13 protein-coding genes are annotated in these 11,944 nt (G+C 69.2%); 3 read left to right on the top strand and 10 right to left on the bottom strand.

Annotated features, from left to right (window positions below):
• Nucleotides 1-2: 2 nt before the first annotated feature.
• Both QFZ21_RS11965 and QFZ21_RS11970 read left to right on the top strand, forming a co-directional pair.
• Nucleotides 3-929: a carbohydrate ABC transporter permease gene (locus tag QFZ21_RS11965; RefSeq protein WP_307378124.1), complete on the top strand. Its 927-nt coding sequence runs from the start codon at nucleotides 3-5 to the stop codon at nucleotides 927-929.
• 59 nt (nucleotides 930-988) lie between these two features.
• Nucleotides 989-1,903: a hypothetical protein gene (locus QFZ21_RS11970; protein WP_307378126.1), complete on the top strand. Its 915-nt coding sequence runs from the start codon at nucleotides 989-991 to the stop codon at nucleotides 1,901-1,903.
• A 30-nt stretch (nucleotides 1,904-1,933) separates the two neighbouring features.
• Here QFZ21_RS11970 and QFZ21_RS11975 read toward each other — a convergent pair whose 3' ends face one another.
• Complete coding sequence (locus QFZ21_RS11975; RefSeq protein ID WP_307378127.1) at nucleotides 1,934-3,076, bottom strand: ROK family protein; 1,143 nt, start codon at nucleotides 3,074-3,076, stop codon at nucleotides 1,934-1,936.
• A 156-nt stretch (nucleotides 3,077-3,232) separates the two neighbouring features.
• Entirely contained in the window at nucleotides 3,233-3,532 is a 300-nt protein-coding gene (locus tag QFZ21_RS11980; RefSeq protein ID WP_307378129.1) for a chorismate mutase, read from the bottom strand.
• Between the two features lie 61 nt (nucleotides 3,533-3,593).
• On the opposite strand from QFZ21_RS11980, the gene QFZ21_RS11985 reads away from it, so the two are divergent.
• Nucleotides 3,594-4,823 (top strand): AI-2E family transporter, encoded by a 1,230-nt coding sequence (locus QFZ21_RS11985; protein ID WP_307378131.1) that lies wholly within the window; start codon nucleotides 3,594-3,596, stop codon nucleotides 4,821-4,823.
• Between the two features lie 91 nt (nucleotides 4,824-4,914).
• On the opposite strand, the gene QFZ21_RS11990 is transcribed toward QFZ21_RS11985, so the two are convergent.
• The 8 genes from QFZ21_RS11990 to QFZ21_RS12025 form a co-directional block, all read right to left on the bottom strand.
• Nucleotides 4,915-5,838 (bottom strand): ABC transporter substrate-binding protein, encoded by a 924-nt coding sequence (locus QFZ21_RS11990; protein WP_307378133.1) that lies wholly within the window; start codon nucleotides 5,836-5,838, stop codon nucleotides 4,915-4,917.
• Nucleotides 5,839-5,897: 59 nt separating this feature from the next.
• On the bottom strand, nucleotides 5,898-6,632 hold the full coding sequence (locus tag QFZ21_RS11995; RefSeq protein WP_307378134.1) for an ABC transporter permease: 735 nt from the start codon (nucleotides 6,630-6,632) through the stop codon (nucleotides 5,898-5,900).
• Nucleotides 6,629-7,309, bottom strand: a complete 681-nt coding sequence (locus tag QFZ21_RS12000; RefSeq protein ID WP_307378135.1) for an ABC transporter permease — start codon at nucleotides 7,307-7,309, stop codon at nucleotides 6,629-6,631. Before QFZ21_RS12000 ends, QFZ21_RS11995 begins: the two co-directional genes overlap by 4 nt.
• Nucleotides 7,306-8,145, bottom strand: a complete 840-nt coding sequence (locus tag QFZ21_RS12005) for an ABC transporter ATP-binding protein (protein WP_307378137.1) — start codon at nucleotides 8,143-8,145, stop codon at nucleotides 7,306-7,308. The genes QFZ21_RS12000 and QFZ21_RS12005 overlap by 4 nt, the downstream gene beginning before the upstream one ends.
• 65 nt (nucleotides 8,146-8,210) lie before the next feature.
• Nucleotides 8,211-8,513 (bottom strand): DUF427 domain-containing protein, encoded by a 303-nt coding sequence (locus QFZ21_RS12010; protein ID WP_307378139.1) that lies wholly within the window; start codon nucleotides 8,511-8,513, stop codon nucleotides 8,211-8,213.
• 157 nt (nucleotides 8,514-8,670) lie between these two features.
• Nucleotides 8,671-10,107, bottom strand: a complete 1,437-nt coding sequence (locus tag QFZ21_RS12015) for an NAD(P)/FAD-dependent oxidoreductase (protein WP_307378141.1) — start codon at nucleotides 10,105-10,107, stop codon at nucleotides 8,671-8,673.
• Between the two features lie 186 nt (nucleotides 10,108-10,293).
• Nucleotides 10,294-10,869: a biotin transporter BioY gene (locus QFZ21_RS12020; RefSeq protein WP_307378143.1), complete on the bottom strand. Its 576-nt coding sequence runs from the start codon at nucleotides 10,867-10,869 to the stop codon at nucleotides 10,294-10,296.
• An 82-nt stretch (nucleotides 10,870-10,951) separates the two neighbouring features.
• Nucleotides 10,952-11,944 (bottom strand): alcohol dehydrogenase catalytic domain-containing protein, encoded by a 993-nt coding sequence (locus tag QFZ21_RS12025; RefSeq protein ID WP_307378144.1) that lies wholly within the window; start codon nucleotides 11,942-11,944, stop codon nucleotides 10,952-10,954.

Raw genomic sequence — 11,944 nt, forward strand, 5'->3', positions numbered from 1 at the left:
TCGTGACCGTGACCGAGACCGAACTCGTCACCACCACCGGTCGCGGCGGACGCAGCCTCCCCCCGCTGAACGGCCGCGCGCGCCGCTACACCGAGGACCAGGTCACCCTGCCGCGGGTCATCCTGCGCATGGCCGCCGGATTCCTCGTGCTCGCGATCTTCGTACTCCCGTACCTGATCATGTTCTTCGGGTCCGTGAAGACGAAGCCGCAGATCCGCTCCGTCGACCCGACGTATCTCCCCACCGAGTGGCACTGGGAGAACTTCATCACGATGTGGTCGACGCCCGAGACGCCACTGCCGTACAACCTCATCTCGACGATCGTCATCTCGGTGTTCGCGACGCTTCTCGTGCTCGCCGTGTCACTCCCGGCCGCGTACTACACGGCCCGGTTCAAGTTCCCCGGCCGCATGGTGTTCCTGTTCCTCGTGATCGTCACGCAGATGCTGCAGCCCGCCGTGCTGACCTCCGGACTCTTCCGACAATTCACCACCCTCGGACTCGGTGACACCTGGGTCGCGATGATCTTCATCAACGCCGCCTTCAACCTCTCGTTCGCCGTCTGGATCATGCACTCCTTCTTCGCCGGCATCCCCAAAGAGATCGACGAAGCCGCCCAGATCGACGGCGCCGGACGCTTCACCGTCCTGTTCAAGATCAACCTGCCCCTCGTCTGGCCCGGCATCGTCACCGCGATCGTGTTCACCTTCGTCGCCTGCTGGAACGAGTTCGCGGCATCCCTCGTGATCCTGTCGACCGACAAGAACCAGCCCCTGTCCGTCGCTCTGACCAAGTTCGTGGGTCAGTACGAGACCAGCTGGCAGTACGTGTTCGGCGTCTCCCTCGTCGCGATCCTGCCCGTCGTCATCCTCTTCATGCTCATCGAGAAGCGCCTCGTCGGCGGACTCACCGCCGGCAGCGTCAAGTAGGGGCGGTTCCTCGGCGGTCCTCCGCGGCGGCGTCTCCGCAAGGCGGCTACGGTTGACCGATGAGCACGCACGAATCCGGAACCATCCGCCCGCTGCAGCACAGGCTGCGCCGACTGACGGATCCGACGAGCGCGTGGCACATCGCGCTGACGAGTGCGGCGACCGGCGCCCTCGCTCTGTTCGATCCCGCGCGGCGCGGTGTCGGAGGTCGCGTGGCGCTCCGCGCCGGCGCTGCCGTGCTGAACGGGTTCATGGCGTGGTGCGATGCGGGGCGCTCCAATCCCGCGATCGGGCGGTTCGGGATGACGGCGGCGGCGGTCGGCGCGGGTCTCGCGCTCAGTGAAGCCGGCGATGCGATCGACGCCCGCCTCGACGGCTTCGTCCGCCGCCGCGGCATGCGCCACCCGCGGCTGATCCTTGGGCTGGGCGCCGCCGCGCTGATGCTCGGCGCCCACGCCCTGAGCCTCAAGATCGATGCCGCTCTCGACCGCGACCACGACGACCTGCTCGACGACGACTTCCTCGAGGACGAGCCGATCGAGATCCCGGCCGCGGTGCGCGAACTCGTGGCCGCGCTCCTCGCCCGCACCGACGGTTTCGGTGCGGGCGAGCTGCGGGCCCAGCTCGCCGCCGCTCGGGCGATCGAGTATCTCGGCGAGGACGAGGCATCGTTCTATCCCGGGATCGGCTTCACCATGCCGGCCGACCTGCTCCTGGCCGTGCCGGCAGAGGCGCGCTTCCCGGTCATCGGTCGCTACCACCCGTTCGACGGCCGCAGCGCCGACGTCTACCTCTCGATCTCGGAGGGGCGGCTGGCGAGCCTGAGCATCACCACCGGCGACGACTGGGATGTGGAAGAGCAGATCGCGTGGATGGAAGCAGGCGGTTCGATGCAGGACCTGGCGGGCTGGCCGACCCCGGACGAACTCACGTTCCTGGTCGAGACGCCCGAAGGGCTGAAGCCGCTCGACTGACGGCGCCGGACTGACCGTGCTGAGTATGGCTCAGGCGCGGCCCGAGCCCCAGCGCACGCCGAGGGCAGCCGACAGGGCGACCTGGGCTGCTCCGCTGTATCCGTCGACGCGACTGTCCGCGTACCGCACAGCGACCTGGGTGGTGCCGGTCGCCACGTAGTCGATCTCGGCCCTCACGCGTTCGAGGAAGCGGGTACCGAGCACCGTGGCCGGACCTCCGATCACGACCTCGGCCGGATCGAGCAGGGCCGACACGAGCTTGATCACCCGGGCGAGCGCCCGCGCGCCGGCGCCCACCGCTGCCTCGTCAGCCTCGGCCGCGAGCAGGGCGATGGCGTCGGCATCCATCGCATCGCTGAAGTCCGCTCCGAGCATCGCGGTGAGGGAGGCCACGGCCTCGAGGCAGCCGCGGCGGCCGCAGGTGCAGGCGCGAGCGTCGTCGCCGAACTCGATCTGCACATGACCGATCTCGCCAGCGCGGTCGCGGGGCCCTGGTGCCAGCTCGCCGTCGAGTGTGACCGCCGCGCCGATCCCCCCGCCGATGTGGATGAACAGGCGATACCCCGAGCTCGCGTCATCGACGGCGGCTTCTGCGATGGCCTCGGCATCCACGTCGTTCACGAGCAGCACCGGCACGCGCAGGACGCTCTCCCACTGATCGGCGAGGGCGACGTCGTGCCAACCGAGCTGCACGCTCTCGAGCACCGAGCGCCCGTCGGTCGTGCCCGGCAGCTGCGCCGCGGCGATCAAGAGGCGGTCCCCGAACTCCGCCGCGATCTCGGCCAGGACGCTGCCGAGCACGTCTTCCCTGGTGGTCGCGGTGTAGGTCGCCCGCCGGGTGTGCTCCTGCGCGCCGTCGAGCGCCACGAGAGCGATCCGCGCGTCGGTCGGCTGCATCACGACGACCAGGATCAGGTGATGGCTCGCATCGACGCTCAGGGTGGTGGCCCGCTTGCCGCCGGTGCTCGCGGCCTGCTCGCCCTCGACGACGAGTCTGTTCTCGATGAGCTCGGCGACCAGGGAGGATGCCGTCGCTGCGGTGAGTCCGGTCGCGCGCGCGATTCCGGCACGGGTCTGCGCACCAGGACTCCGGAAGACCAGCTGCAACGCCCGACGCAGGTTCGCACGCCGCACCGACGCCTGCGTGTCGAGGGCGTCATCCGAATTCAGCATGCGTTCCCCTCCGGCACTCCTGAGAGCTGTTGACAGATCGGGCGGCGATCCGTAGTCTCTCCCTAAGTTTATTCATTGAACTTAGTTGGCCTCTCGGCCTCTCACAGCTCCGGACGGGCGAGTGCTGCACACACCGTCGCCCGTCCGGCACTTCTCTCAGCGGCTCCCGGCCGCTTCGGTGTGGTGGCGGATGACCTCGGCCACCACGAAGTTGAACCACTTCTCCGCGAACTCCGGATCGAGGTGCGCCTCTTCCGCGAGAGCACGCAGCCGACCGACCTGCTGCTCTTCGCGGTTCGGATCGGATGCCGGCATCTCGTGCTCCGCCTTGAGGCGGCCGACCTGCTGGGTGGCGCGGAAGCGCTCCGCCAGCATGAAGATGAGCGCGGCGTCGATGTTGTCGATGCTGGCGCGGAGTCGGAGCAGTTCGACCTGCGGGTCCTCAGCGGCTGTCATGCCCCTACTCTAGAGCCGCGGAACGCCCGGTCCGGAAGAGCGCCACCGCTATCGTGAGCACATGAGCAACGACGAGTCGCCGGCCTCCGCACCCACCGACGACCAGACGCCCGACGTCCCCGCCGACGCGGCCACGGCCACCTCCGACGAACCCGACACCACGCCGCACACCGTGACCACGATCGTCACCGCGCCGATGCCCCGACCCGCCGTCGTGGAGCCCATGGCGCCGAGCCGCTCGTTCTGGACCCGCATCGATCGACCGTTCGTGTTCGGGTTCCTGGTCACCCTCGGCGGACTCGGCGCGCTCGTGCTCGGTCTCGCCCTGACGAGTCTATCGACCGTGCTGATCTACATCGCCCTCGCCCTCTTCGCGGCGCTCGGGCTCGACCCCGCGGTGCGCTTTCTGGAGCGCCGCGGGCTCTCCCGAGGACCGTCGGTCGTCACCGTGATCCTCGCGCTCATCGTGCTGGTCGGGCTGATCCTCTGGACGGTGATCCCGATCGTCATCGAGCAGATCGCGAGCTTCGTGCGCTCGGTTCCGGGGATGATCAAGGAGTTCACCCGGACCGACCTCTACGCGACGTTGAACCAGCAGTTCGGCGAGCAGTTCCAGGATCTGGTGTCGGAGGTGCAGAAGTTCCTCTCCGATTTCGGCAACATCGCCACGATCGGCGGCGGCGCCCTGCAGGTCGGGGCATCGATCGCGACGGGCATCTCCGGTGCGATCGTCGTGCTCGTGCTCACGCTCTACTTCCTCGCCACCCTCCCGACGATGAAGCAGGGCCTGCTGCGGCTCGCGCCGGCACGCGATCGTGCCCGCGCGGGTGACATCACCGACCAGATCACCGACTCGGTCGGCGGCTACGTGATGGGGATGGTGGTGCTCGCCTTCTGCAACGCGGTGCTCGCTTTCCTGCTCTACCTGTTCCTCGGCCTGCCGTTCCCGCCGCTCATGGCCACGATCGCGTTCTGCATCACGCTGATCCCGCTCGTCGGCTCCGTGCTGTTCTGGATCATCGGCACCGGCATCGCCCTGTTCACGAACCCGATCGGGGCGCTCATCTTCGCGATCGTGTACCTGATCTACATGCAGATCGAGGCCTATGTGATCACCCCGCGCGTGATGAACAGGGCCATCGCGATCCCCGGCTCGCTGGTCGTCATCGGCGCCCTGGCCGGCGGCACGCTGCTGGGCCTCCTCGGCGCGCTCGTGGCCGTCCCCGTCGCGGCATCCATCCTCATCATCATCAAGCAGGTGCTCGTGCCACGGCAGGACGCCCGAGTCTAGGGCGGCCGAGAACGCCGCCCGCACGCAGAAGTGCCCGGTCCCATCGGGCCCGGGCACTTCTCGTTCAGAAGATCGCTGTCAGAACGACGACTCAGACGAGGTCGTTGTCTTCCAGCCACTTCTTCGCGATGTCGGCCGACGACTGCTCCTCGACCGCGCTCAGCACGTTCAGGGAGACGAGCTCCTCGGCGGTGAGCTTCTCGCTGATCGCGTTGAGCACGTCGGAGACGTCATCCGCGATGTCGCTCGAGACGATCGGCACGACGTTCGACGAGATGATCAGGTTCTTCGGGTCTTCCAGGGCGACGATGTCCTCGGTCTGGAAGGCCGGCTCGGAGGTGTAGATGTCGGCGACCTGGATCTGGCCCTCGAGCAGCGACTGGAGCGTGGTCGGACCGGTTGCCGAGAACTTCAGGTCGACGCCGTAGACCTCCTTGGCGGCTGCGGGGTTGTACGGCCGCTCCTCGAACTCCGGCGGAGCGCCGATCGTGACCTCGGTCGGGACGTTCTTGAGGTCCTCGATCGTCTTCAGGTCGTGCTCCTCGGCGAAGCTCTTGAGCACCGTGTAGGTGTCCTGGTCGGTGGCCTCGGCGTAGTCGAGAGCCGTCAAGCTGTCCGGGAGGACATCCTGCAGAGCGGCATAGACCTCGTCCGATGCCGTGACGTCGACCTCGTCGTCGGAGAGGTACTCCAGCAGGCTGCCGGTGTACTCCGGGAAGACGTTGATGGCGCCGGACTCGACCTCGGGCATGTACGCGTCGCGCTGACCGATGTTGAGCTGCTTCTTGACGTCGAACCCGGCCCCCTCGAGAGCCTGGGCGTAGATCTCGGCGATGATCTCGTTGGAGTAGTACCCCTGCGAGCCGACGACGATCGTGTCGGAGCTGCCGGAGCCCGAACCGGTGTCTTCGGAGGGCTCGTCGAGCGGGTTGCCGCCGCAGGCGGTCAGGGCGAGTGCGGCCGCGGCCACCAGGCCGACAGCCAGGACGGAGCGCTTGCCTCGTGCTGTGAACATGGACTTCCTCTTCTCTGGGACGTGCTGAATGCTGTGGGTGCGGGAGGGAACGATGAAGGTCAGGCCGTCGCGGTGGACGGCTCCGCTGCCGGGGCCAGCGGACGGGTGCGGCGCCGGGTCTGGCGCCCGGTGCGGAGGCCGCGGGGAACAGCGGCGTGCTGAGCCGCGGCAAGCAGCAGGTCGACGAGCAGCGCCAGGACCGCGACGATCAGCGCACCGCCGAGCACCTGGTCGAAGCGTCGCAGCGGAATGCCCTGGATGATCGGATACCCGAGGCCGCCAAGGTTCACGTAGGCCGCGATCGTCACGGTCGCGATGACCTGCAGAAGGGCGGAGCGGATGCCGCCGACGAGCAGCGGCAGGCCCAGCGGAACCTCGACCTTCCAGAAGATCTGCCACTCGGTCATGCCCATGGCGCGCGCGGAGTCGATCACCCGCCGGTCGATGGCCTCGAGGCCCGTGTACGCCCCGGCGAGCAGCGACGGGATGGCGAGGAGCACGAAGGTGATGATCGCGGCCTGGGGAACCCGGAGCACGCCGAGCAGGAGCACGAGCAGCACCATGAGACCGAAGGCCGGAATGGCGCGCGCCGCGCCCGAGACGGCCACGGCGATCTCACGCCCGCGCCCGGTGTGGCCGATGAGCCAGCCGATGGGGAGAGCGATGGCGGCCGCGATGAGCACCGAGATCAGCGTGAGGGCGAGGTGCTGACCGAGCAGCACCGGAAGGGCGTAGCTGCCCTGCCACTGCTTCGGGGCGAGCATCCAGGCGATGGCATCGGCGAAGAGATTCATGCGGCAGCCCTCACCGGGACGGACTTGGCGGCGGCGACGCGGCTGGGGGCCGTGGTCCACGGCATCAGCGCGCGACCGATCAGCAGCAGGAGCAGGTCGATCAGCAGCGCGATGACGACGACCGCGACGACGCCCGCGAGCACCTCGGCGATGATGCGCCGCTCGAGCCCGTTGGTGAAGAGGTAGCCGAGGTTCGTGACGCCGATGAGGATGCCGACCGTCGCGAGCGAGATCGTGCTGACCGCCGCGACGCGGAGCCCGGCGAGGATCACCGGACCGGCGAGCGGGAACTCGACCGCCCAGAAGCGGCGGAACGGGGCGAAGCCGGTGGCGGTCGCCGCCTGCCGCACGCCCTCATCGACCGAGTCGAGGCCGTCGGCGACCGAGCGCACCAGGATCGCGACGGCGTAGATCGTGAGCGCGATCACCAGGTTGGTCTCGCTGATCGCGGAGTAGCCGAGCGTGGCCGGCAGCAGGATCAGCAGCGCCAGCGACGGGATCGTGTAGAGCAGACCCGTGAGCACGATGATCGGGCCGCGCACGAGGCGGTAGCGCCAGGCCACCCAGCCCAACGGAAGCGACAGCACGAACCCGAGCACGATCGGCACGATGCTCTGACGCAGGTGGACCAGCGTCAGCTCGAAGATCAGACCGAGGTTGTCGGTGACCCAGTTCACGCCGCGCCGTCCTGCTTTTCGGGGTCGGCGACGATCGCTCCCTGCGTGCGTCCTTCGGAGTCGACGACGACGGTGCCGTGCGGGGTCTCCTTGAGGCGCAGCGCCCGCCGACCGCGGTCGGCCCCGATGAAGGCGGCGACGAAGTCGTCGGCCGGGTTCTCGATGATCTCGCTCGGGCTGCCCACCTGCACGATGCGCGCGCCCTTGTCGAGGATGACGACCTGGTCGCCGAGCAGGAACGCCTCGTCGATGTCGTGCGTGACGAAGACGACCGTCTTGTCGAGCTCGTGCTGCAGCCGCAGGGTCTCCTGCTGCAGGTCGGCGCGCACGATCGGGTCGACCGCGCCGAAGGGCTCGTCCATCAGCAGGATGTTCGGGTCGGCGGCGAGGCCGCGGGCCACGCCGACGCGCTGCTGCTGGCCACCGGACAGCTGGCTCGGATACCGCTCGGCGAGCGCCTGGTCGAGCCCGACCGTGTCGAGCAGCGTGCGCGCACGCTTGTGGGCTTCGGGCTTCTTGACGCCCGTGAGGCGGAGGACGGTGGCGACGTTGTCGATCACGGAGAAGTGCGGCATGAGGCCGGAGTTCTGCATGACGTAGCCGATCCGGCGGCGCAGCTGCACCGGATCGCCGACCAGCACGTTCTCGCCGTCGATCTCGATGTCGCCCGAGGTCGGTTCGACCATGCGGTTGATCATGCGCAGGAGTGTGGTCTTGCCGCATCCGGACGATCCGACGAACACCGTGGTCTTGCGCGACGGGAGGACCAGGCTGAAGTCGTCCACGGCGACGGTGCCGTCGGGGAACTGCTTGGTGACATTACGGAACTCGATCATGGGTCACTTTCCAGTCGGTCGATCGACGAGGCGCGCATCGGCGCCCCGGCGCCGGCATACGGAGGTCATTCGCTGATCTGCACGCGGGGGTCGAAGGCGACGTACCCGGAGAAGTCGGTGCCGACGCGTTCGAACGCGGACGGGTAGGGCGTGGGGTACGACCAGGCGTAGTCGGTGTGCAGCTCGTCTCCGGTCTGCACCGAGAAGTACTGCGCGGCACCCTTCCACGGGCAGGTGTACGGGGTGGGGCTCTCGACGAGCGCGCCCTCGGCGACGGATGCCGGCGGGAAGTACCAATTGCCCTCGATGCGGACGAGATCGCTCTCGTCGGCTTCGGCGATGACGGTTCCTGCGAGTACAGCCTTCATGGTCCTGCCTCCTCGGATGTGGGTTCGAGCGTATAAGACGGGTGGGACATCCGGCGTGGGGTTGCGCACCGGACCGTCAATGTGAGAAACAATCCCCGATCTGTTCGGTACCGCGCCGCCAGCGGATTGCGGGCGGAGCGGCCCTGTTCGGTCATGTTCAGGCCGAGTCGCGTCCGTAGCCCTCCAGCAGGCGGAGCCAGACCTCGCTGATGGTCGGATAGGCGGGCACCGCGTGCCACAGGCGCTTGATCGGCACCTCTCCGACGACCGCGAACGTCGCGGCCTGCACGAGCTCCGCGACCTCCGGACCGACGAAAGTGGCGCCGAGCACGACGTCGCGGGCGGCGTCGACCACCAGCCGGGCCTGACCCTCGAAGCCGTCCTCGTAGACGCTCGATCCGGCGACGGCGCCGAGGTCGTAGTCGACGACCTTCACCTCGTGGCCCGCTTCGCGCGCGGCGGCCTCGGTGAGTCCGACCGACGCCACCTCGGGGAACGAGAACGTGACCTGCGGCACCGCGGCGTGGTCCGCCGTGGCGACGTGCCGGCCCCAGGGGGCGTCGTCGACCTCGTCGCCCTTTGCCCTCGCGACGATCACGTCACCCGCGGCCCGCGCCTGATACTTGCCCTGGTGGGTGAGCAGGACGCGGCCGGTGACGTCGCCGACCGCGTACAGCCAGTCGGATCCGGGAACGCGCAGGGTGTCGTCGGTCTCGATCCACTTCCCGGCCTCGAGCCCCACGACGTCGAGCCCGATGTCGTGGTTGTGCGGCGAGCGGCCGGTCGCGGCGAGCACCTCGCTCGCGACGATCTCCTCGCCGCCCTCGAGCGTGACGGTCACGCCGCCGTCGCCGCGGTGCACGGACGCCGTTCCGGTCGACGTGCGCACGTCGACGCCGAGCTCCTTGAGCCCGGCGGCCACCCGCTCACCGGCGAACGGCTCCATCGTCGACAGCAGCTCGCCGCGCGCGATGAGCGTCACGGTCGAACCGAGCGAGGCGTAGACGGTGGCCATCTCCACGGCGACGACGCCGCCGCCGATCACGGCCAGGCTGTCGGGCAGCTCCTCGGCGCTCGTGGCCTCGCGGCTGGTCCACGGCGCAACATCCCGCAGTCCGTCGATGGGCGGGATGACCGCCTGGGATCCGGTGCTGATCGCGACGGCATGGCGGGCACGGAGCACGCGGGTGCCGCCGTCGGCATCCGTCACGGTGACCTCACGCTCGCCGGTGATCCGGCCGAAGCCGCGGGCCAGAGCGATGCCGGCCGAGTCCAGCCACTTCACCTGGCCGTCGTCTGACCAATTGCTCGTGAACGAGTCGCGGCGGTCGAACACCGCCCGCACGTCGAGCTTTCCCGTCACGGCCTGTGACGCACCGCCCACGTTCTGGGCGGCGCGGAGCGCCTGCGCCGGACGCAGCAGCGCCTTCGACGGCATGCACGCCCAGTAGGAGCACTCGCCTCCGACCAGCTCGCTCTCCACGATGATCGCGGTGAGACCGCCCTGTACAGCGCGGTCCGCGACGTTCTCGCCGACGGCACCTCCGCCCAGGACGATCAGGTCGTACTCGTCGGTCTTCTCGGCAGCAGTCATGTGTCGCACCTCTCCGTCGCCCAGTCTCGCTCAAGAGCAACGCCGAGTCACGGGTCAGTTGTTCCCCGCCGGCGCGTGCACAACTCCTCCATTCCGCGTCGGAACCGGGTCCAGCACCCCGAATCCGCCCCGAAATCGGAGGTTCTTGCGGAGTTGTGCACCGCGCTCAGGCCCGACCGCACCGCCTCAAGCCGCGACCGGCGCCTCGCGCCGGGCGGGGAACGCCCGCGGATACGCCCGCTGCAGCGCCACGACCACCAGCGTCGCCACGGCCACCTTGATGAGGTCACCCGGGAGGAACGCGAGGCTGGACAGCGCCGTGGGCCCGAACGGCACCCCCGTCACGAGCGCCTGCACCGGGATGCCGAAGGCGTAGACCACCAGCACCCCGCCGACCAGGGAAGCCGCCGCGGCGCGCCACCAGGTGACGCGGCCGGTGCGCATGACGAGGCCGATCACGATGACTCCGGCGATCCAGCCGAGCAGGTATCCCGCCGTCGGCCCGACGAAGACGCCGAGGCCGCCGCGTCCGCCCGCGAGCACCGGCAGCCCGAGGGCCGCGAGCGCGAGCACCAGCACGATGGCCCACGGCGCGACCCGGGGTCCGAGCACGAGACCGGCGAGCATGACGCCGAGGGTCTGCGCCGTGATGGGCACGCCTCCCGGCAGCGGCACGACGACGGTGCCGAGCACGATGATGAGGGCGGCGAACACGGCCACCCGGCCGAGGGTCGCACTGGTCTCACGGGGTGAGGTGGGCATTGGAATCCTTCCTGAACAGTGTTCACCTGAACACTGTTCAGCACAGTAGCCACACCTCACGCACCGACGCAAATCAGAAGTCCTACGGAATCAGCACGACCTTCCCCCACTGCCGACGCTGCTCGATGGCGTCGTGTGCGGCCGCGGCATCCTCCAGCCGGTATTCGTCGACAGGCGGATCGACCCGCCCCTCCGCTACTGCGGCGAGCGCGCGCGCCTCGAGCACCCGCAGTTCTGTGATCGGCCGACCCAGTGGCACGGCGACCGTGAGTGAGCGCTCGACGATGTCTGCGGAGTCGAGCCGGACTACTTCTCCGCTCGACCACCCGATGATCACGACGCGAGCCCCGCGCCCGAGCGTCTCGACCGCCGCCCTGCCCGTCGACCCTCCGACACCGTCGATCAGTATGGACGGCTGCACTCCCTCGAGGAGCCCGGCCAACCGCAGCGGCCACGTGTCGTCGTTCGCGTCCAGCGCGATGAGCCGCCCACCGGCACGCCTCTCGCCGATCCCGAGCAGCTCGACCACGACGCGCTTCGCCTCGCCGCCGTAGAGCCCGATGACGGTCGCCCCGACCGATAGGGCGAGCTGCACGAGCTGGCTCCCGAGTCCACCCGACGCGCCTGGGATGATCACGACGTCGTCGGGTCTGATCTCGACCGACTCGAGCACGAGCTGGGCGGTCCGGCCGGTGCCGATGGCTGCGACGGCCTGCGGGAAAGTCACCCTGTCGGGAACGGAATGCAGTGCGGCGGCCGGGGCCAGCGTGAACTCCGCGTAGCCCCCGCTGCGGAAGCCCACGTGAGCGACGACCCGCGTGCCGACGAGCGCCCCGTCGACGCCCGGACCGACCGCGTCGACAGTGCCGGCCACCTCTCGTCCCGGCGTCATCGGAAGCTGCGGCTTCGGCATCGACGGAGGTCCGTCTCCTCGACGGATGTCGGTGTCGACCGCGTGCACGCCCGCTGCGGCGACCCGCACCCGCACCAGTCCCTCTCCGGGCTCCGGCAGCGGCACCTCCTCCACCCTCAGCACATCTGACCCTCCGAACTCGCGCTGCACGATGGCCCGCAT

This window comes from Microbacterium sp. W4I20 (genome assembly GCF_030816505.1).
In the GTDB taxonomy this organism is placed as follows: domain Bacteria; phylum Actinomycetota; class Actinomycetes; order Actinomycetales; family Microbacteriaceae; genus Microbacterium.